This is a genomic window from Streptomyces sp. NBC_00162 (assembly GCF_024611995.1).
Lineage (GTDB): Bacteria > Actinomycetota > Actinomycetes > Streptomycetales > Streptomycetaceae > Streptomyces.
This window is the reverse complement of record NZ_CP102509.1, coordinates 5614395-5635666: the sequence shown is the minus strand read 5'-3', so window position 1 is coordinate 5635666 and position 21272 is coordinate 5614395. Positions and strand designations below refer to the sequence as shown.

The 21272-nt window shown below is 73.3% G+C and carries 17 protein-coding genes; 12 read left to right on the top strand and 5 right to left on the bottom strand.

The genetic code is table 11. From position 1 onward, the window contains the following. Nucleotides 1-42: 42 nt before the first annotated feature. Nucleotides 43-975 carry an EamA family transporter gene (locus tag JIW86_RS26170; protein WP_257556299.1) on the bottom strand — a complete coding sequence of 311 codons (933 nt, stop codon included), beginning with the start codon at nt 973-975 and terminating at the stop codon, nt 43-45. A gap of 53 nt (nt 976-1028) precedes the next feature. After that, a complete protein-coding gene (locus JIW86_RS26165) occupies nt 1029-2300 on the bottom strand; it encodes an MFS transporter (RefSeq protein ID WP_257556298.1) in 1272 nt (423 codons plus the stop codon). A 103-nt stretch (nt 2301-2403) separates the two neighbouring features. On the opposite strand from JIW86_RS26165, the gene JIW86_RS26160 reads away from it, so the two are divergent. Then, complete coding sequence (locus JIW86_RS26160; protein ID WP_215139993.1) at nt 2404-2913, top strand: MarR family winged helix-turn-helix transcriptional regulator; 510 nt, start codon at nt 2404-2406, stop codon at nt 2911-2913. Nucleotides 2914-3031: 118 nt separating this feature from the next. Here the strand turns inward: JIW86_RS26160 and JIW86_RS26155 are convergent, their stop codons facing one another. Together JIW86_RS26155 and JIW86_RS26150 are read right to left on the bottom strand one after the other, a co-directional pair. After that, entirely contained in the window at nt 3032-3271 is a 240-nt protein-coding gene (locus JIW86_RS26155) for a hypothetical protein (RefSeq protein WP_257556297.1), read from the bottom strand. A 20-nt stretch (nt 3272-3291) separates the two neighbouring features. Continuing rightward, nucleotides 3292-5286: a 4-alpha-glucanotransferase gene (locus tag JIW86_RS26150; RefSeq protein WP_257556296.1), complete on the bottom strand. Its 1995-nt coding sequence runs from the start codon at nt 5284-5286 to the stop codon at nt 3292-3294. Between the two features lie 224 nt (nt 5287-5510). Here JIW86_RS26150 and JIW86_RS26145 point away from each other — a divergent pair, with 224 nt between their 5' ends. Continuing rightward, a complete protein-coding gene (locus tag JIW86_RS26145) occupies nt 5511-8507 on the top strand; it encodes a beta-N-acetylglucosaminidase domain-containing protein (RefSeq protein ID WP_257556295.1) in 2997 nt (998 codons plus the stop codon). Nucleotides 8508-8539: 32 nt separating this feature from the next. Here JIW86_RS26145 and JIW86_RS26140 read toward each other — a convergent pair whose 3' ends face one another. Further along, entirely contained in the window at nt 8540-9076 is a 537-nt protein-coding gene (locus JIW86_RS26140; protein WP_215139986.1) for an HNH endonuclease, read from the bottom strand. 261 nt (nt 9077-9337) lie between these two features. Between JIW86_RS26140 and JIW86_RS26135 the strand changes: the two genes are divergently transcribed. The 10 genes from JIW86_RS26135 (at nt 9338) to JIW86_RS26090 (ending at nt 21267) form a co-directional block, all read left to right on the top strand. After that, complete coding sequence (locus JIW86_RS26135) at nt 9338-10426, top strand: mechanosensitive ion channel family protein (protein ID WP_257556294.1); 1089 nt, start codon at nt 9338-9340, stop codon at nt 10424-10426. A 138-nt stretch (nt 10427-10564) separates the two neighbouring features. Beyond that, nucleotides 10565-11782: an ROK family transcriptional regulator gene (locus tag JIW86_RS26130; RefSeq protein WP_257556293.1), complete on the top strand. Its 1218-nt coding sequence runs from the start codon at nt 10565-10567 to the stop codon at nt 11780-11782. 109 nt (nt 11783-11891) lie between these two features. Continuing rightward, nucleotides 11892-13235, top strand: coding sequence for an ABC transporter substrate-binding protein (locus tag JIW86_RS26125; protein ID WP_257556292.1), 1344 nt, complete (start codon nt 11892-11894; stop codon nt 13233-13235). 6 nt (nt 13236-13241) lie between these two features. Next, nucleotides 13242-14183, top strand: coding sequence for a carbohydrate ABC transporter permease (locus JIW86_RS26120; RefSeq protein ID WP_257556291.1), 942 nt, complete (start codon nt 13242-13244; stop codon nt 14181-14183). Next, on the top strand, nt 14183-15025 hold the full coding sequence (locus JIW86_RS26115; protein WP_257556290.1) for a carbohydrate ABC transporter permease: 843 nt from the start codon (nt 14183-14185) through the stop codon (nt 15023-15025). Before JIW86_RS26120 ends, JIW86_RS26115 begins: the two co-directional genes overlap by 1 nt. 2 nt (nt 15026-15027) lie before the next feature. Then, nucleotides 15028-16302: a 6-phospho-beta-glucosidase gene (locus tag JIW86_RS26110; RefSeq protein ID WP_257556289.1), complete on the top strand. Its 1275-nt coding sequence runs from the start codon at nt 15028-15030 to the stop codon at nt 16300-16302. Further along, entirely contained in the window at nt 16293-17291 is a 999-nt protein-coding gene (locus JIW86_RS26105) for an N-acetylglucosamine kinase (RefSeq protein ID WP_257556288.1), read from the top strand. The genes JIW86_RS26110 and JIW86_RS26105 overlap by 10 nt, the downstream gene beginning before the upstream one ends. A gap of 177 nt (nt 17292-17468) precedes the next feature. Next, nucleotides 17469-18878, top strand: a complete 1410-nt coding sequence (locus JIW86_RS26100; RefSeq protein WP_416237602.1) for a hypothetical protein — start codon at nt 17469-17471, stop codon at nt 18876-18878. Nucleotides 18879-18883: 5 nt separating this feature from the next. Then, nucleotides 18884-19948: a glutamate ABC transporter substrate-binding protein gene (locus JIW86_RS26095; protein WP_416237601.1), complete on the top strand. Its 1065-nt coding sequence runs from the start codon at nt 18884-18886 to the stop codon at nt 19946-19948. Nucleotides 19949-20019: 71 nt separating this feature from the next. Then, nucleotides 20020-21267, top strand: coding sequence for a hypothetical protein (locus JIW86_RS26090; protein WP_215150738.1), 1248 nt, complete (start codon nt 20020-20022; stop codon nt 21265-21267). Nucleotides 21268-21272 lie beyond the last annotated feature (5 nt).

Genomic DNA, 21272 nt, shown 5'->3' with positions numbered 1-21272 from the left:
TGTGTGTCTCCCCCTCGGGGTCGGGTCTGTCTGTCGTGGGGACTACCGTCGCACCCTCTCATCGCTCAGGTCCATCGAAATGTTTCGATCGTTCTGTTCAGTTGAACTGAACGGTTGAGCGGTACGGGCGACCACGATCTGGCCTGCGACGGTGGCTCCGAAGGCGATCGCCATGCCCACCAGCTGTACGGGGGTCAGCGCCTGTCCGAGGGCGGCCCAGCCGATGACGGCGGCGGTGAGCGGCGAGAGCGGGCCGAGCAGGGTGACCGAGGTGGCGCTGAGCCGGCCGATCCCGCGGAACCAGAGCCAGTACGCGATACCGGTGTTGATCAGCATCATGTAGCCGTAGCCGAGCAGGGCCCTGCCGTCGAGCGCGGGCGGCGCCCCCTCGACGAGCGCGGCGACGGGGATGATGACCAGCCCGCCCACGGTGAGCTGCCAGCCGGCCATGGCCAGCGGGCCGACCCCCTCGGGGCGGCCCCAGCGCTTGGTCATGACGGTGCCCGCGCCCATGGAGGCGGAGGAGATCACCCCGGCGAGGATGCCGATGAGGTCGAGCTCGGCCTCGGCGGTGAGGACGACCATGCTCACGCCGAACGCGCCCGCGACGGCGGCGAGCACGGTGCGCAGGCTCGCCCGCTCCCCGAGGAGGAGGGCGGCGAGCCCCACGACGAACAGGGGTCCGGCGGCGCCGAGTACGGCCGCGACACCGCCGGGCAGCCGGTACGCGGAGAGGAACAGCAGCGGCATGAAGGCGCCGATGTTGAGGGTGCCGAGGACGGCGGACTTCCACCACCATGCGCCCTTGGGCAGCGTACGGGCGAGGGCGGTCAGCAGCAGCCCCGCGGGCAGGGCCCGCATGACCGCGGTGAACATGGGCCGGTCGGGCGGGAGCAGTTCGGTCGTCACGGCGTAGGTCGAACCCCAGGAAACGGGGGCGAGGGCGGTCAGGGCGACGGTGGCGATGCGCTTCATGGCAGGCGACTCCTCGGAAGAGGGGATCAGGCAGCAGGGTTCAGGCGAGGCGTTCAGGCGGCGGCCGGCGCGAGCGTGCGCGGCGCCGCGGCCGGCGGCTCGGCGTGCACGGCCTCCGCGGGCAGGTGCCGCTCCAGCCGGAGCAGCGCGAGGGCGGCGCCCAGCGCGGCGACGGTCAGTACGGCCCAGGGCAGGCGCCCGTCGACGGAGAGCAGGGCGGTGAACAGGGCGGGGGCCAGCGCCGTGGCCAGCGAGTACGAGAGCTGGTAGGTGGCCAGGTAGCGGCCGCGGACGGCTTCGGGGGCGGCCGAGACCGACAGGGCGCCCCCGGACGGGCTGTGCACCAGTTCGCCGAGGGTGTAGACGACGACGATGGCCAGCAGCGCGACGAGGGTGACGGTCTGCCCGGGGCGGAGGGTCCCGAGCACGATCTGCCCGACGAAAGCGGCGGCGAAGAGCAGCGCGCCGAGGGCCGCGGAGCGGGTGCGGCGGGCGCCGGAGCGGCGGACCCGGCCCGCGATCAGGACACCGACGCCCGCGCAGAGGGCGGTGTTGACGGTGAAGGCGGCTCCGGTGAGGGAGTCGGGGGCGGCCAGCCAGGTGGAGAGGTAGAGGGGGAAGAGCACGGAGAGGGCCGCGTAGCCCAGCGCGGTGAGGAAGTTGGCGGCGGTGAGCCCGAGGAAGGGCCGGTCCCGCAGGACGGTCCGGTAGCCGGCGGGCGCCGGCCGGGCCGATCCCGTCGCGGCGGCGCGGACCGGGCGCACCCGGCTGACGAGCAGTCCGGCGAGGGCGAAGGCAAGCGCGTTGGCCCAGGCGGTGTAGGTGAACCCGCCGGTCCCCCACAGCCCCAGCACCCCGGAGACGAGCAGGGCGCCCGCGCCCATCCCGGCGTTCTGCAGGGCCCGGGTGGAGGCCTGGAGCCGGTCACGGGCGGAGCCCTGCGCGACCTCCCCGATCAGGGACTGCTGGACGACTCCGAAGGACCGGTCGGCGAGGGCGGTGACGAGGGCGACCGCGGCGAAGGCGGGCAGGGAGCCCGCGAAGGGGTAGAGGGCGAAGCCGACCGCCCGTATCCCGTAGAGCACGAGGTTGACCTTCTTGGCGCCGAACCGGTCGACGGCCGTGCCCGCCAGCGGCATGAAGATCAGTCCGGCCACCCCGGTGACGGTCAGGACCAGGCCGACCAGGGTGAAGGAGAGGCCCGTGACGTGGTGGAAGAAGACGAGCGAGAACGGGACGTACATCCCGATCCCGACCGCGCTGATCCCGATACCGAGGAGCAGGGACCGCTCCCCCTCCACCCGTGCCGCACTGACTGCGTTCACGACGCCTCCCCCAAGTCGGTTGCTGGTAAGTAGCTTACCGCTAAGCCACTTAGCATCAAGCAACTTTCTTGCGAACGACGGAAGGGAACCGGATACTCCAGCCATGAAGGACGAGAGGGACGAGAAGTCCGAGAAGGACGCCGTCGACGCGATCGCCGCCCAGTGGTACGCCGTGCGCCCCGACCTGGACACGGCCCCCATGGCCGTCTTCGGCCGCATCTACCGGATCGCCAGGGGCATGGGCGACGCGATGGAGCAGACCTACGCCCGCTTCGGCATCTCGCGCGGGGAGTTCGACGTCGTGGCCACGCTGCGCCGCTCCGGCGCTCCGTACACGCTCTCGCCCCGCCAGCTGTCGGCCACGCTCATGCTCACCACGGGCGGCATGACCGGGCGCCTGGACAAGCTGGAGAAGGCCGGGCTGCTCTGCCGCAAGCCCGATCCCCACGACCGGCGCGGGCTCCAGGTCACGATCACCGAGCGGGGCCTCGCGCTCATCGACGAGGCCGTCGGCGCCGGTCTGGAAGTACAGCGCGCCGCGCTCACCGGGCTGGACGAGGAGGAGGTCGAACTCCTCACCGGCCTGCTCCGCAAGCTGCTGGCCGGGGTCTGAGCACGCCCGGAGACACGACAGGGCGCCGGGGGTCGCCGCACGGCCGAAACGAATCGGCGGTGCGGACCCCCGGCGCCCGGGAAGTCCTGTGGTCCCGACCCCGCGGGGTCGGACCGGCTCAGGCCTGCTTCTGCTGCCTGTCGGACTTGTCGAGGACCATCACGAGGCCCGCGATGACCAGGAACAGCACGATCGGCAGGGCCACGAAGAGGCCGAGCGTCTGGGCAATGCTCAGGCCCGGGCCCGGGTCGTCACCGTCGTCGCGGGTCAGCGCGAGGGCGGGAGACGTCATCAGCAGCATCATCAGCGTCGTTCCGGCCGTGACGGCGCCGGCGCGCAGAGCGTTCTTCTTGTCCACGGTGCAAACGTAGCGAACACCTAAACGGGGCGCGCGCCCGGGGGTGCCGTACGAGGTCGCACGCCCTCCCCCACCGCGCTCAGCAGGGCGTTCGCCCGGGGCGAGGCGACCAGCTCCTCCAGCGTCAGCGGCCGCCCCGCGGCATCGGCGACCGGCAGCCGCCAGTTGGGGTACTGGTCCCACGTACCCGGCAGGTTCTGCGGCCGCCGGTCCCCCACCGCGTCCGGCAGCCATACGCCGACCAGCCGCGCGGGGGTGCGCAGCAGGAAGGCGTACAGGGCCCGTACGGCGGCCTCCTCGCCCTTGGTGTCCAGGCCGAGGCGGTCCAGTACGGCCAGCCACTCGGCGGTGTCGGCGGCGTCCTGCTCCCGCTCCCGTTCCAGCGGGCGGGTCAGCAGGCCCAGCCGGTCGCGCAGTTCCACATGGGCGCCGGCCAGCTTGGCGGCCGTGGGCGGCAGATCGTGGGTGGTGGCGGTGGCCAGGCAGTCGGCCCGCCACGCCCCCGGGGCCAGCGGGCTCCCGTCGCCCGCCCAGTCCCGCTCGAACCACAGCACCGAGGTCCCGAGCACCCCGCGCCGGGCGAGCGCCGCACGGACCCGCGGCTCCACCGTCCCGAGGTCCTCGCCGATGACCAGGGAGCCGGCCCGGTGGGCCTCCAGCACCAGGATCGCCAGCATGGCCTCGCCGTCGTAGCCGACGTACGTGCCCTCGGCGGGCGGGCTTCCCTCCGGGATCCACCAGAGCCGGAACAGGCCCATCACGTGGTCGATCCGCAGGGCGCCGGCGTACCGGAACACCCCGCGCAGCAGGGCCCGGAAGGGGGCGTATCCGGCGGCGGCCAGCCGGTCCGGGCGCCACGGGGGCAGGCCCCAGTCCTGGCCGCGTGCGTTGAAGGCGTCCGGCGGCGCCCCGACGCAGATGCCGCGGGCGTGGAAGGGGCCGGTACGGGCGTCCGATCCGTCGGGGTGCACTCCGACGGCGAGGTCGTGCACGATGCCCACGGCCATCCCGGCCCCGCGGGCGGCCTGCTGGGCGGCGGCGAGCTGAGTGTCGGTCAGCCAGACCAGCCAGCGGTGGAAGTCGAGCCGCTCATCGGGGTCCTCCCCGGCCGCGGCCGCGCACCAGGCGGCGTGCTTGTCCAGCGGCGGGCCCTGTTCGGCACGGAACTCCGCGTAGGCGGCTTCTCTTCCGGGCGTGCGCGGGACGGCGTACAGCAGCTCCAGGGCGGCCCGCTTGAGCGCCCACACGGCGTCCCGGTCGATCAGCGCGCCCTTCTCCAGGACCTCGCGGCGCAGCTCCCCGCCCCGGGCGGCGAGTTCGGCGAGGGCCTCGCGGTCGGGGCAGTCGGCGTACTCGGGGACGTCCTCGATCCGCAGGTGCACCGGGTCCGGGAAGCGGCGGGAGGAGGGGCGGTAGGGGGACGGGTCGGTCGGGGTGCCGGGCACCGCCGCGTGCAGCGGGTTGACCTGGATGAACCCGGCGCCGTGGGTCCGTCCGGCCCAGCGGGCGAGGCCGGCGAGGTCGCCGAGGTCGCCCATGCCCCAGGAGCGCTCGGAGAGCAGGGAGTAGAGCTGGACGAGCAGCCCGTGGGTCCGCCCGGGCGCGGCGGGGGCCCGGTCCGGGGCCTCGATCAGGGTGGCTTCGGCGGTGCGCCCGTCGGGCGCCTCGGCGGCCACCCGGTGGACCCCGAGGGGCAGTGCGGGACTCCACGGCACGCAGGCCCCGGTGTCCTCCAGCTCCACCCGGACCCGGGTCCCGGGCGGCAGCCCGGCCAGGGCGGGCGGGGCGGGATCCCCCTGCCAGTGCACCAGGGTCGGCGGCAGCAGCCGTACGGCCTCCTCCCGCTCGGCGCCGTCGGCCTCCGCCCGGATGTCCCCGGGCGCGGCGGTGACCACCCCGAGCAGGCCGAGGACGGCCTTGACGGTGGCCTCCGGGACCTGGACGGTGACGTCCGCGGCGGGCTGGTAGGCGGTGGCGATGCCGTGCAGGGCCGCGAGCCGGGCCAGGTCGTCCATCTACGGCACTCCTTCGTGCATGAGGGGAAATCAGAAGCGTGGTGCAGAAGGGTGGAACACCGCCTGGGAACACCGCAGAACACCGCAGCTCTACCCACTCGGAGGCATCGCATTCCTGGCGTATACCGGTCAGATCGCCCGCTCGCATTGACACTCCAGCCGCACGGGTGGTGGGCTCGGGCTCATTCGTACGAGCGGGGGACGTCTCGGGACGAGGAGACTCTGTGCAGCTCAGGGGCAGGAAGCGGGCGACGGCCGCCGCCATCGCGGTGATCGGATCACTGCTGGGCGGGGCCGTGGCGGCCGCGCCTCGCGGGGCCGCCGCGGCGCCCTACGCGCCGGCCGCACCGGGCAATCCGGCCACGGATCCGTCGTACGGCGCCGCCGACGGGCCCGTGCTCGACCCCCGGACCGTCGCCGTGCGCACGCCTGCCGAGGGCCCGGCCGTGTGGCCCCGGCCGCAGTCGATGGCCGCCGACCCGGCGCGCGAAGTGCCGTTGGGCGCGGAGGCCTTTCTGGTGGCCCCGTCCGACGCCGATCCGTACGCGGTCCAGGTGGTACGGGACGCCCTGCGCGGAGCGGGCGTACGGACCCTGCACGAGCGGGCCCCCGGGGCGCCGCTGCCCGAACGGGGCACCGTCGTACGGCTCCAGGGCCCGGACGCGCTGGAGGCACTGCGGGCGCTGGGCGCGGCCGACGCCGGTGACCTGCCGGACGGGGGCTACCGGCTGGCCGTGGGGCGGCCCGGCGGCCGGGACACCGTCGCGCTGGCCGGCGTGGGGGATGACGGGCTGTTCCACGCGGCGCAGACACTGCGCGCGGTCCTCGCCGGGGGCGGGGCGAAGGTGCCCGGCGTGCTGGTGCGCGACTGGCCCGCCGCGCCCGTACGGGGGATCGCGGAGGCGTTCTACGGGCAGCCGTGGACGCGGGAACAGCGGCTGGCGCAGCTGGACTTCATGGGCCGCACCAAGCAGAACCGGCTGCTGCTCGCGCCCGGCGACGACCCCTACCGGACGACGGCCTGGCGCCAGGAGTATCCGCGGGAGCAGCAGGAGGAGTTCCGCGCGCTGGCCGAACGGGCCCGCGCCAACCGGGTCGTCCTGGGCTGGGCGGTGACGCCCGGGCAGTCGATGTGCCTGTCCTCGGCGGCCGACCGGGCGGCGCTCGCGCGCAAGCTGGACGCGATGTGGGAGCTGGGCTTCCACGCCTTCCAGGTGCAGTTCCAGGACGTCAGCTACACCGAGTGGGGCTGCGAGGAGGACCGGGAACGGTTCGGGAAGGGCCCGAAGGCGGCCGCGAAGGCGCACGCCGAGGTCGCGGGCGAACTGGCGGCGCACCTGGCGGCGCGGCATCCGGGGACGGCCCCGCTGTCGCTGCTGCCGACGGAGTTCTACCAGGACGGCGCCACCGCCTACCGGACCGCCCTGGCGGCCGCGTTGGACGAACGGGTGGAGGTGGCCTGGACGGGCGTGGGCGTGGTGCCGCGCACGATCACCGGCAAGGAGCTGGCCGGGGCGCGCTCGGCACTGGGCCACCCGATGGTCCTCATGGACAACTACCCGGTGAACGACTGGGACCCGGGCCGGATCTTCCTCGGACCGTACGCGGGCCGCGAACCGGCGGTCGCGGGCGGCTCGGCCGCGCTGCTGGCCAATGCCATGCCGCAGGGCACCCTGTCCCGCATCCCGCTGTTCACGGCGGCGGACTTCGCCTGGAATCCGCGCGGCTACCGGCCCGGGGAGTCCTGGGCGGCGGCGGTGCGCGAGCTGGCGGGCCCCGACGCGCGCACGCGTGAGGCGGTCGCGGCGCTGGCCGGAAACAGCGCCGGGTCGGGTTTGAAGCAGGAGGAATCCGCGTACCTGGCGCCGCTGGTCGAGCAGTTCTGGAAGGCCCGCGCGGCGGGCGACCCGGCGGCCGGGACCGAGCTGCGCAAGGCGTTCACCGTCCTGCGCGAGGCCCCCGGCCGGCTGCCGGCCCTGGCGGGCGAAGCGGGGCCGTGGCTGGAGCGGCTGTCGCGCTACGGGGCGGCGGGCGAGCTGGCGGTCGATGTACTGCGGGCCCAGGCCCGCGGGGACGGGTCGGCCGCCTGGCAGGCCTCCCAGGCGCTGACGCGCGCCCGGCAGGAGCTCGCCGAGGAGGGCGCGGCCCGGGTGGACCAGGCCGTCATGGACCCCTTCCTGAAAAAGGCGGTGGAGGAGGCGGACGCCTGGACCGGGGCCGCCCGTCCGACGGGCGAGGTGACGAAGGACGCGCAGGCCTGGACGGTACGGCTGGACGCGGAGCGCCCGGTGGCCGCGGTGACGGTGATGACGGAACCGCTGCCGGCCGGGGCCCGGGGCGCGGCGGTGGAGGCCCACGTGCCGGGCGAGGGCTGGCGCAAGGTCGGCGAGGCCGCGGCGTCTGGCTGGACCCAGGTGGACACGGCGGGGCTGCGCGCCGACGCGGTGCGGCTGTCCTGGGCCGGGGCCGGGGCGGCTCCGGCCGTGCACGGGGTGGTCCCGTGGCTGGGGGACGGCCCCCGGGCCCGTTTCGAACTGGCGGACGGGGGCCGGGCGGACGCCGAGGTCGGCGGCGCCCCGCGGCGGGTCTCGGCGGAGCTGGCCGCCCTGGGCCCCGGCGAGGTCCGCGGGCCGCTGTCGGCGCGGCCGCCGCAGGGCATCGAGGTCCGCCTGCCGGCGACCGCGGTGGCCCCGCGCGGCGGGCGGGCGTCGATCCCGTTCGAGGTCGTGGTCGGTCCGGCCGTCGCGCCAGGCACCTACCAGGTGCCGGTGGTCTTCGACGGGGAGTCCCGCACGCTGACGGTCCGGGCGGTGCCCCGTACGGGCGGCTCGGACCTGCTGCGGGGCGCGCGGGCGAGCTCGTCGGCGAACGAGACGCCGGACTTCCCGGCCTCGGCGGCCCTGGACGGCTCCCCGGCCACCCGCTGGTCCTCACCGCCGGTGGACGGCGCCTGGTGGCAGGCGGAACTCCCGTCCCCGGCCCGGGTCGGGCGCCTGGAGCTGCACTGGCAGGAGGCGTACCCCTCGGCGTACCGGGTGGAGACCTCGCCCGACGGGGCGACCTGGCACCCGGCCGCCACCGTCCCGTCCTCCAAGGGCGGCCCCGAAACCGTCCGCCTGGACGCCCCGGACACCCGCTTCCTCCGCGTGACGTGCGAGCGCCGCGCCACGCGGTACGGCTGCTCCCTCTGGTCGGCCGAGGCCTACGCGGTCACGCCGTAACCCTGCGGGCCCGCTGCCGGGGCTCCGCAGGGTCAGGAGGCCGCGACTCCGATGCGCTCCAGCGCATCCTCGGCCCCGTACGGCTGGAGGTACGGCATCCACCGCGGATCCCGGTGCCCCGTCCCGATGATCCGCCAGGCCAGCCCGGACGGCGGAGCCGGCTGGTGGCGCAGGCGCCAGCCGAGGTCGACCAGGTGCCGGTCGGCCTTGACGTGGTTGCACCGGCGGCATGCGGCGACGACGTTGTCCCACACGTGCTGACCGCCCCGGCTGCGCGGGATGACGTGGTCGACGCTGGTGGCGACGGCACCGCAGTACATGCAGCGGCCGCCGTCCCGCGCGAACAGGGCGCGCCGGGTGAGCGGAACGGGCCCCCGGTAGGGGACCCGCACGAAGCGCTTGAGCCGGACCACGCTGGGCGCGGAGACGACTCTGGTCGCGCTGTGCAGATAGGCGCCGGATTCCTCCAGGGAGACTGCTTTGTTCTCCAGGACGAGGACGAGCGCGCGGCGGAGCGGTACGACGCCGAGGGGCTCGTACGACGCGTTGAGGACCAGGACGTGCGGCACGGACTGCCTCCTTGTACGTCGGCGGCGCGTGGCTCGCGCCGGGACGATCTGCTCTCCAGTCTCTCCTTACGGCTGGTCGAAGCGCCACCACGCGCCCGTAACGGGTCCGAGGTGTTTTCAACCACACCCACGTCATCCCCAGGTGAGCCTGGTCTCTCCCTCGAACACTGCGTCGGGGTGAAGGTAATGCCCCGTTAGTGTGGTTGTTCTGCCCGCCTATCCCTTCTGCGGGCAGACCGCTACACCTGGAGGTTTTCCGCCGTGCCCTGGCCTGCCGCCCTGCTGCCCCTGGCATCCAACACCCCGGACGCGTCCACGACGCTCAAGGAGACGCACGAAAGCGTCAACGAGGCCGCGAGCTTCATCGAGGAGAACTGGGCCACCTGGCTGAGCATCGGCCTGCGCATCCTGCTGATCGTCGTAATCGCGGCGGCCCTGCGCTCGGTGGTCCGCAAGGCGCTGACCAAGCTGATAACCCGCATGAACACCAGCGCCGAGGCGGTCGAGGGCACCGCGCTCGGCGGGCTGCTGGTCAACGCCGAGCGGCGCCGCCAGCGTTCGGAGGCGATCGGCTCGGTGCTCCGTTCGGTGGCCTCGTTCCTGATCCTCGGCACGGCCGCGCTGATGGTCCTGGCCGCGCTGAAGATCGACCTGGCGCCGCTGCTGGCGAGTGCCGGTGTGGCCGGTGTCGCGATCGGTTTCGGCGCCCGGAACCTGGTGACGGACTTCCTGTCCGGCGTGTTCATGATCATGGAGGACCAGTACGGCGTCGGGGACAAGATCGACGCCGGGGTGGCCTCGGGCGAGGTCATAGAGGTCGGCCTGCGGGTGACCAAGCTGCGCGGCGACAACGGCGAGATCTGGTACGTGCGCAACGGCGAGATCAAGCGGATCGGCAACCTCAGCCAGGGCTGGGCCACGGCGGGCGTGGCCGTCCAGGTCAAGCCGTCGGAGAGCCTGTCCCGGATCCGCGAGGTGGTCAAGGAGGTCGCCGACACCCTGGCGAAGGAGTCCCCCTGGGACGAGCGCCTGTGGGGCCCGGTGGAGGTGCTGGGCCTGGACGAGGTGCTGCTCGCCTCGATGACGGTGAAGGTGTCGGCGAAGACGATGCCGGGCCAGCAGTTCGCGGTGGAGCGGGAGCTGCGCTGGCGGATCAAGGAGGCCTTCGACGCGGCGGGCATCCGGATCATCGGCGGCCTGCCGGCCGGGGACGAGGAAGAGGAGGCGGCGGATCCGTCCGCCGCGGTCGCCGCGCCGTCCGCGCTGTCCAACCCGGCGTCCCCGCAGTCCCTGGCCACCACGCCGATCCCGCCGCCGGCCGCGCCGGGGGGTCCGCGCATCACCAAGTAGCCACCCCTCGCTCCGTGCCGCCGCCCCGCAGGAAGATTCCTGCGGGGCGGCGGCATTGACACAGCTCAAACGGCGATAGGAAACTTACCTAACAGTTCACCCCGGTGAAACGCCGGTGAGGGAGAGAGAGTCAGCATCATGCCCGCCGCCACGCCCGGAACACCCAGCCTGCTGCGCGCCATGAACGACCGGGCCGCGCTCGAGCTGCTCCTGACGCACGGACCGCTGTCCCGGACCCGGATCGGGCACCTGACCGGGCTGTCCAAGCCCACCGCCTCCCAGCTCCTGGCCCGCCTGGAGGCCGCCGGGCTCGTCGTGGCCACCGGCACCGACGGCGGCCGCCCCGGCCCCAACGCCCAGCTCTACGAGGTCAACCCGCGGGCCGCGTACGTCGGCGGTCTCGATGTCACCCCGGGCCGAGTACTGGCGGCTGTCGCCGACCTCACCGGCACCGTCATCGGCACCCACGAGGTCCCGTACTCCGAGGACAAGGACGCCATCGAGCAGGTGACCGAAGCCCTCGGCGGAGCCGTCAAGGCCGCCGGGCTGCACCGCTCCGACCTGCACCGGGTGGTCATCGCCACCCCCGGCGCCTTCGACCCGCAGACCGGCCGGCTGCGCTACGCCAGCCACCTCCCCGGCTGGCACTCCCCCGCCCTCCTCGAGGAGCTGGCGGCGGCCCTGCCGATGCCGGTCGAGTACGAGAACGACGTCAACCTCGCCGCCGTCGCCGAACAGCGCCTCGGCGCGGCGCGCGGCCACGAGGACTTCGTCCTGCTGTGGAACGAGGAGGGCCTGGGCGCCGCCCTGGTGCTCGGCGGCCGGCTGCACCGCGGCTGGACCGGCGGCGCGGGCGAGGTGGGCTTCCTGCCCGTGCCGGGGCACCCCCTGGTCCGCCAGGTCACCCGCGCCAACACCGGCGGCTACCAGGAGCTCGCCGGCGTACAGGTGGTGCCCGGGCTCGCCGCGGAACTGGGCGTCGAGGCCGAGCCGCTGCCGGCCCCCGGCGGGCCGCACAGCGCGGAGGTGGCCGCCGCCGTCGCGCTGCTCGGCCGGGCCGCGGCCGCGCCCGAGGGGGCCAACCTGCGCTTCCTCCAGTCGTACGCCACCCTGCTGGCCACCGGTCTCGCCTCGCTCGTCGCCGTGCTGGACCCGGAGATCGTGGTGCTCTCCGGGGCCGCGATCGTCGCCGGCGGCGACCCGCTGCGCCGCCTGCTGGAGGCCGAGCTCGCCGAACTGGCCCCGTCCCGGCCCCGGCTGGTCCCCGGCGGGGTACCGGAGCGGCCGGTGCTGCGCGGCGCGCTGGAGAGTGCGCTGGCCACCACCCGCGAAGAGGTGTTCGACACCTCCCGCTGAACCGCCCCTCCGAGCCGCACCTGAACCGCACCACCCCTCACGTCCGTTCACCGTTCGCCCCTTCTGCACCCCTCCGAGGAAGTTCCCCCGCGCAGAGAGTGACATCGCCATGCCCAGAACCTCCCGCCTGAACACCGCAGCCGCCACAGCCGCCGCCCTCGCGGCCATATCCCTGCTCGCCACCGCGTGTACGGGTTCCACCGAGAACGCGGCGGGTGACGACCCCACCAAGGACGTCACCATCAACTTCTGGCACGGCTGGTCCGCGCCCAGCGAGGTCAAGGCCATCGAGGACAACATCAAGCGGTTCGAGGCGGCGCACCCGAACATCAAGGTCAAGGTCACCGGCAACATGACCGACGACAAGATCAACCAGTCGCTGCGGGCGGGCGGCGACAAGGCTCCGGACGTGGTGTCCTCCTTCACCACCGACAGCGTGGGCAAGTTCTGCAACTCGGGCGCGTTCGCCGACCTGAACCCGTTCATGGAGAAGTCGAAGGTCGACAAGGCGAAGGTCTTCCCGCAGTCGCTGCTGAACTACACCTCGTTCAAGGGCAACCAGTGCACGCTGCCGCTGCTGAACGACGCCTACGGCCTGGTCTACAACAAGGACGCCTTCAAGGCGGCGGGCATCACCGCCGCGCCCAAGACCTGGAGCGAGTTCGTCGAGGTCGCGCAGAAGCTCACCAAGAGCAAGGGCGACTCGTACGAGCAGGTCGGCATCATGCCCACCTTCCACGGCTACGAGACCACCCCGATGCGGCTGGCGGCGCAGTGGAGCCCGGCGTACTTCACCCCCGACGGCAAGTCCGGCCTGGCCAAGGACCCCGCCTTCGCGAAGATGCTGACCGCGCAGAAGGACCTGGTCGAGAAGCTCGGCGGGTACGAGAAGCTGGAGAAGTTCCGGGCCTCCTTCGGTGACGAGTGGGGCGCCGAACACCCCTTCCACAAGGGCCAGGTCGCCATGCAGATGGACGGCGAGTGGCGGTCGAGCATGGCCAGGGAAGCGGGCGTGACGTTCGAGATAGGCACCGCGCCGCTGCCCGTCCCCGACGACCAGGCCGCCGACTACGGCAAGGGCTACGTCTCCGGCACGATCATGGGCATCGCCGCGGGCAGCAAGAAGCAGAACGCCGCGTGGGAACTGGTGAAGTACATGACCACCGACACCGAGGCGGTGGTGGCCTTCGCCAACGGCATCCACAACGTGCCCTCCACCATCGAGGCGCTCGCCTCGCCGAAGCTCGAGGTGGACGAGAACTTCAAGACCTTCATCGACATCGCGAAGCACCCGAAGTCGAACACCACCCCGCCGCAGGCGGACGGGGGTACGTACCAGCTGACCTTCACCGACCTGGCCTACCAGCACGAGAAGGGCGCGGTCAGCGACCTGCCCGGCGCCCTGGCCACGACGGACACGCAGATCGACACGGACATCGCGAAGGCGAAGTAGCCCCGGATGACCACACACACCCTGCGCACGAAGCGCCGCCGCGCGGCGCTTCGCACGGCGGCCTTCATGTCGCCCTGGCTGATCGGGTTCGCCGTCTTCTTCGCCTACCCGCTCCTGTCCACCGTCTACTTCTCCTTCACGAAGTACGACGGCTTCCGGCCGCCCGTCTTCAACGGCCTGGACAACTGGACCTACGTGTTCACGCAATACCCGCTGTTCTGGCCGGCGATGCGGAACACGCTGTGGCTGGTCGTGGTGATGGTGGCCTGCCGGGTCGTCTTCGGACTCGGGATCGGCATGCTCATCACGAAGGTCAAGACGGGGACCGGGATCTTCCGCACCCTGTTCTACCTGCCCTACCTGGCCCCGCCGGTGGCCGCCACGCTGGCGTTCGTGTTCCTGCTGAACCCCGGCACCGGCCCGGTCAACACCCTGCTGGACGGGGCGGGCCTGCCGCAGCCCGGCTGGTTCACCGACGCCGACTGGGCCAAGCCCGCACTGACCATGCTCGCCGTGTGGGGCGTCGGCGACCTGATGGTGATCTTCATGGCCGCGCTGCTCGACGTACCGAAGGAGCAGTACGAGGCGGCCGAGCTGGACGGCGCGGGGGCCTGGCAGCGGTTCCGCCACATCACCCTGCCGAACATCTCGCCGATCATCCTGTTCGCCGTCGTGACCGGTGTGATCCAGGCGATGCAGTACTACACCCAGCCGCTGGTCGCGGGGAAGGTGGCGGCCGGCGTGATCGGCGGCTCCGGGCAGCAGTTCGAGCCCGGCTACCCCGACAAGTCCACCCTCACCCTGCCGCAGATCGTCTACAACGTCGGCTTCCAGCGCTTCGACTACGGCACCGCCTGTGTGCTCGCCCTCGTCCTGTTCGCCCTCTGCATGGCCTTCACGGCCCTGTTGATGCGCCGCCGCGGCGGCCTGATCGGAGGTGGGCACTGATGACGCCCGCGCACCGGCGCAGAGCCGTACTCCAGTGGATCGCCGTGCACTCGCTCGCGATCGCCGCCGCCCTGTTCTTCGTACTCCCCTTCGTCTTCGTCTTCCTGACCTCGCTGATGACCGATCAGCAGGCGCTCACCCGCGACCTTGTGCCGGACACCTGGGTCTGGGAGAACTACACGAAGGTGTGGAACACCCCGGGCTTCCTGACCTGGTGGCGCAACACCCTGCTGTACGCCGGGCTGGGCACGCTGCTGACCCTGGCGTCCTCGATCCCGGTGGCGTACGCGCTCGCCAAGTTCCGCTTCCGCGGGCAGCGGGTGTCGCTGCTGCTGGTCATCGCCATGATGATGCTGCCGCCCCAGGTCGTGATCATCCCGATGTACCTCTTCTGGGCCAAGCAGCTGGACCTCTCGGGCACCCTGTGGCCGCTGATCATCCCGCTGGCCTTCGGCGACGCCTTCTCCATATTCCTGCTCCGGCAGTTCCTGCTGACCATCCCCGACGAATACCTGGACGCGGCCCGCGTCGACGGCTGCGGCGAGCTGCGCGCGCTGCTGCGGGTCGTGCTCCCGATGGCGAAGCCGGGCATCGCCGCGGTCGCGCTGTTCTCGTTCTTCTGTCTGTGGAACGACTACTTCGGCCCGCAGATCTACGCCTCCGACAACCCGGCCGCCTGGACCCTCAGTTACGGACTGGAGTCCTTCAAGGGGGCGCACCACACCAACTGGAACCTGACCATGGCCGCGACCGTGATGGTCATGGCACCGGTGATCGTCCTCTTCTTCTTCGCCCAGAAGGCGTTCGTCGAGGGAGTCACCCTGACCGGAGTGAAAGGCTAGGCATGAAACTCGCAGTGGTGGGTGGCGGTTCCACCTACACCCCCGAGCTGATCGACGGCTTCGCGCGGCTGCGCGACACCCTGCCCGTCAGCGAGCTGGTGCTGATCGACCCCGCCACCGAACGGCTGGAGCTGATCGGGGGCCTGGCCCGGCGCATCTTCGCCCGGCACGGGCACCCGGGGCTGATCACCACCACCTCCGACCTCGACGCCGGAGTGGAGGGCGCCGACGCCGTCCTGCTCCAGCTGCGCATCGGCGGGCAGGCCGCCCGGCTCCAGGACGAGACCTGGCCGCTGGAGTGCGGCTGCGTCGGGCAGGAGACCACGGGCGCCGGCGGGCTCGCCAAGGCACTGCGCACCGTCCCCGTGGTCCTCGACATCGCCGAGCGGGTCCGGCGGGCCAGCCCGGACGCCTGGATCATCGACTTCACCAACCCGGTCGGCATCGTCACGAGGGCCCTGCTCCGGGCCGGTCACAAGGCCGTCGGGCTGTGCAACGTCGCGATCGGCTTCCAGCGCAAGTTCGCGGCGCTGCTGGACCTGGCACCGGCCGACATCCACCTGGACCACGTGGGGCTCAACCACCTCACCTGGGAGCTGGGGGTGCGCCGGGGCGGCCCGGGCGGCGAGGACCTGCTGCCGCGGCTGCTGGCCGAGCACGGGGAGGCCATCGCCGGGGACCTGCGCCTGCCGCGTGCGGTACTGGAGCGGCTGGGCGTCGTACCGTCGTACTACCTGCGGTACTTCTACGCGCACGACGAGGTCGTGCGCGAGCTGGCGACCAAGCCCTCCCGGGCGGCCGAGGTCGCCGCAATGGAGCGGGAACTGCTCGCCCTGTACGGGGACCCCGCGCTGGACGAGAAGCCCGCGCTGCTGGCCAAGCGGGGCGGGGCCTTCTACTCGGAGGCAGCCGTGGACCTGGCGGCCTCGCTGCTGGGCGACGGCGCCGGCGGCACACCGGCCGTGCAGGTGGTCAACACGCTCAACAACGGCACCCTGCCCTTCCTGCCGGACGACGCGGTCGTCGAGGTACAGGCACGTGTCAACGGCTCGGGCCCGGTGCCGCTGGCCGTGCCCCGGCTGGACCCGCTGTACACCGGGCTGATCTCACACGTGACGGCGTACGAGGACCTCGCCCTGGACGCGGCGCTGCGCGGCGGCCGCGAGCGCGTCTTCCGGGCGCTGCTGGCCCACCCGCTGGTGGGCCAGACCGACCGTGCCGAGGGGCTGACGGACCGGCTCCTCGCGCACAACAAGGAGCACCTGGCATGGGCGTGACCCGGCCCCGGCCGGCGGCGGTGCTGGCCATCGACGCGGGGAACAGCAAGACGGACGTGGCGGTCCTCGGCCCGGACGGCTCGGTGCTGAGCTCCGGTCAGGCCGGGGGCTTCCAGCCGTTCCGTACGGGGGTGGCTGCGGCCGTCGACGTGCTGGCGGAGGCGATGGCCGCCGCGGGGCTGGACCCCCGCCCGGGCAACGGGCCGTGCGCCGAGCACGTGTCGGCCTGTCTGGCCAACGCCGATTTCCCGGCGGAGGAGCGGGAGCTGGAGCTGGAGATCCGGAGCCGGAACTGGGGCAGCTCCACGGCGGTGTACAACGACACCTTCGCCCTGCTGCGTGCCGGGCTGCCCGCGGGCGCCGGGCCGCGCGGCGTCGCGGTGGTGTGCGGGGCGGGCATCAACTGCGTCGGGATGACTCCGGACGGGCGGACCGCGCGCTTCCCCGCGGTCGGCCGGATCTCCGGCGACTGGGGCGGCGGGGGCGGCCTCGCCGAGGAGGCCCTGTGGTGGGCGGCCCGGGCCGAGGACGGGCGGGGCGAGCCGACCGAGCTGGCCCGGGCGCTGCCGGCGCACTTCGGACAGGAGTCGATGTACGCGCTGATCGAGTCGCTGCACCTGGGCCGGATCCCGGGCGAGCGGCGGCACGAGCTGGCCCCGCTGCTGTTCTCGGTGGCGGCCGCCGGGGACCCGGTGGCCGTCGCGCTGGTGCACCGGCAGGCGGACGAGGTCGTGGCCATGGCGGCGGTGGCGCTGGACCGCCTGGAACTGCTCGGCGAGGAGGCTCCCGTGGTGCTCGGCGGCAGCGTGCTGGCCGCCCGGCATCCGCAGCTCAACGACCGGATCGCGGCGGGCCTCGCCGTACGGGCACCGCACGCCCGGGTGTCGGTGGTGACGGCTCCTCCGGTCCTGGGGGCCGGACTGCTGGGGCTGGACGCGCTCGGGTCCCCGGACGGCACCCACGGAAAACTCCGTGCCCATTTCGGGTGAACCGGCCCCGGGGGGCGGCCGGTCTGGAACCGTGGCGGTCATACGGACGTATTGACGGTGAAGGGGCGGTGGGGGCGGCCCCCTGGGGCGGATCACCCGAGATCCGGCACCGGGTGGTGTGGCCGACCGTCGATACGGCCATACTGCTGCGGAGCAAGGACCAAGGGGGAGGTCACGGTGGCCATCACATCACGCGCGCCCGCGCCCGGGGGCGGCGGCGCCGTGTCGCCCGCGGGGCCGCCGGCGACGCCGCCCGGTGCGCCGCCGGGGCGGAGAACCGCCTGGGCCGAGGGCGTGGAGCAGCTGCGCCGCGCGGCCACGACCGAGCCCGGCCGGCTGCGGATCATCGGCGCCGCACTGGCCGCCCTGATCCTGGTGTTCGGCACGGTGGGGCTGTGGGAGATCTCCGGCCGGACCACCGCCGCCGAGGACGTCGTGGGCCGCAGCCAGCCGCTGAGCGCGGACGCGGCGAGCATCTACCGCTCCCTCGCGGACGCCGACACGGCCTCCTCCAGCGGCTTCCTGCTGGGTGCCAAGGAGGAGCGCGAGGTCCGCCTGCGGTACGAGAAGGACATCGCCAACGCCTCCCGGCTGCTGGTCAGCGCGGCCGCCAACACCGGCGGCAACCAGGACTCCCGCGACCAGATCACCCTGCTGAGCGAGCAGCTGCCGCGGTACACCGGCCTGATCGAGCAGGCCCGGGCTGCCAACCGGCAGGGCCTCCCGCTGGGCGGCGCCTACCTCCGGTACGCCAACGAGCAGATGACCACCCAGCTGCTGCCGGCCGCGCAGCGGCTGTACGAGGCGGAGACGGGCCGGCTCTACGCGGACTACGACGACTCCCGGTCCTGGCCGCTGGCCTCGCTCGCCGCGGGCCTGGTCGCACTCGCTGCCCTGGCGTGGGCGCAGCGGCGCAACTACCGGCGTACGAACAGGGTCTTCAACCACGGACTGCTGGCGGCGACGGCCGCGTCCGTGGTGGTGCTGCTGTGGCTGGCCGTGGGGCACACGGTGGCGCGGGCTTCGCTGAGCGAGGCCCGAGCGCAGGGCCAGGAGTCGCTGAAGGTGCTCAACGACGCGCAGATCGCCTCCCTCCAGGCGCGGGCGGGCGAGAACCTGACGCTGATCGCGCGCGGCGCCGTCCTGGCCGCGGACACGAAGTCCGACAAGTACGACGTGGATTTCACGACCAACATGAAGGAGCTGGACGCCGGACTGGCGACCGCGCTGCTGCTGGCCGACGACCAGGCCGGCCGGGAGCCCGTGACCCGAGCCGCGGACGGCGTGAAACTGTGGAAGCAGCGGCACTCGGCGGCCCGGGAGGCGGACTTGAAGGGGGACTACGAGGCCGCGCTGGCCCAGGTCGTCGGCGACAAGGACCACAAGGACAGCAGCGGGGCCGCCTTCGACACGGTGGACGCCTCCCTGGAGCAGGCGGTGGCCCACGAGCAGCGGGAGTTCACCCGGGCGGCCCGGGACGGTCTCGGCGCGCTGGGCGGCCTGCTGACCGGCACGGCGGCCCTCGCCGTCGTCGGCGCGGCGGCGGCGCTGCTCGGCATCGGGCGCAGGCTTTCGGAGTACAGGTGAGAGCGATGCGGATACGAGCGATGCGGGCCTCCGAAGGCAGCGAGAACCACCCGGGCGCGCCGTCCGGGCCGCAGCGGCTCACGAGCCGGCTGCGCGGCTGGGGCGGGGTGAGCGCGATGGCCGTGGCCTGCGCCGTGACCGCCGCGACCGTGCTGCTGCCGCTCGCCCGGGCGACACCGGAGGCCGCGGGCCGGGCGCCGGTCCGCGAGCCCGCGTCGATGGCCGTGGCCCCGGCCGCGCCGCGGGGACCCGCCGACACCTGCCAGGATCCGGAGGCCAGCCTGCGCCCGTCCGGTCTGGACGGCGCGGCGATCGCCCGGATCAAGGCGGCGGGCAAGCTCGTCGCGGGCGTGGACCAGAACAGCTACCGCTGGGGCTACCGCAACCAGGCCAAGGAGGGCAGCGGGCTCGACGGCTTCGACATCGACCTGGTGAAGGCCATCGCCCAGGACATCCTGGGCGATCCGAACGCGGTCATCTACCGGGCCATCCCGACCAGCCAGCGCGTCCCGGCGCTCCAGGAGGGCCGCGTCGACATCGTCGTGCGGACCATGACCATCAACTGCAAGCGGCTGGAGGAGGTCGCCTTCTCGACCGCCTACTTCGAGGCCGGGCAGCAGGTGCTGGCCCCCAGGGGCTCGCCGATCACCGGGTACGACACCTCGCTGAAGGACAAGCGGATCTGCTTCGCCTCCGGCTCCACGGCCGAGACCACCCTGAAGGCCCAGTCGTACGGGTCCGTACCGGTCACCGTTCCCAACCAGCTGGACTGCCTGGTGCGCCTCCAGCTGGGCGAGGTGGACGGCATCGTCACGGACAACGCCCTCGCGGCCGGCCAGGCCGCGCAGGACCCGTCGGTGCAGCTGGTCGGCTCGCCGTTCACCCGCGAGTTCTACGGCGTGGCGATGAACAAGGACGCCTCCGACCTGGTCCGCCGGGTCAACAAGGTGCTGGAGGAGTACCGTTCGGGCGGCAATGAGAGCCTTTGGATGAAGTCGTACCTCAAGCACCTGCAACCCGTACTGCCCGGCGTGACCGCGCCGCCCGCACCCAAGTACCGGGACGGCTGAGGCCGGTGGCGGGCACGGAGTCGGACACGGAAGCGGAGGCACAGTCGTTGGAGTCGTGGTCGTCGGCAGTGATGGACCGGGACGGTGTCGACCGCGCCCTGGCCCGGCTGGGCGCGGAGCACGAGGCCGTCGAGACCTCGCTGCTGGCCCTCCAGGACCACGCCGGGCGCCGGCTGCTGGAGGGCGCCGGGCTGACCGGTGTCACCAAGGAGCGGTGGACGGCCGCCGACGCGGACATCACCCGGCTGTGGACGTACTTCGACGCCTACAGCGGGGCCCTGACCGCCGCCCGGGAGGTCCGCGAACGGCGCCGCTGGCCGAACCGCGACGACCTGGTCGAGCTGACCGAACGGCTGCGCGGGCCCGGGGTGCTGATCGCGGGCGCCGCCGTGGAGGGCGCCGCACTGGCGGAGCGGCTCTCGCTCGCCGAGCTGGTGGCCCGGATGAACGAGCTGTACGCGCGCTCCCTCGACGTGGTGGTCGCCGCCGACGCGGTGTGGTCGGCGCTGCCCGCGCGGATCGACCTGCTCGCCGCCGAACTGCACCGCACCCGCTCGCTGGCCCACTCGGTGGGGGTGCGCCCGGGCGAGCACCCCTCGGGCGACGACCTGGAGGACATCACCGCCGAGCTGGCGGAGCTGCGGGCCGAGGTGATCGCGGACCCGCTGGCGTTCTGGGTGCCGGCGTCGGGGAGTTCCGCGCCCGGCGGCGGCCGCCCGGACACCGGGCGCTACGACCGGGCCGCGCTCGCGCTGGAGGACGTACGCCGGGAGGTCGAGGCCGTGCTGGACGTCCGGCAGGACGCCGAGCAGCGGCTGATCAGCCTGCGGGACGTACTGTCCCGGGCCGACCGGACCCTGGCGGAGGCGCGGACGGCACGCGGTGAGGTACTGGCGAAGATCGCCGCGTCCGAGGTTCCCGCGGTGAGCGGCCCGCCGACCGTGCTGCAGGAGCAGCTCGCGGCGGCGGCCGAGCACCGCCGCCGGTCCCGCTGGCACCGGCTCTCCCCGCTGCTGGAATCCCTGGAGGAACGGGCCGAGGAGGAACTGCGACGGGCCCGTGAATCGTTGACAGCTGTGACGGCACCTCTCGCGGTGCGGGCCGAGCTGCGCGGGCGGCTCGACGCGTACAAGGCGAAGGTGGCCCGGCACGGGCTGGCGGAGGATCCGCTGCTGATCGAGCGGTACGACACGGCCCGGCGGATGCTGTGGAGCGCGCCCTGCGACCTGCGGGCCGCCGAACAGGCCGTCCTGCGCTACCAGCAGGCCGCGGCCGATGCGGTGCGGGGCACGGGGACTCCCGGAAAGGAGGGCGCATGAGCCTG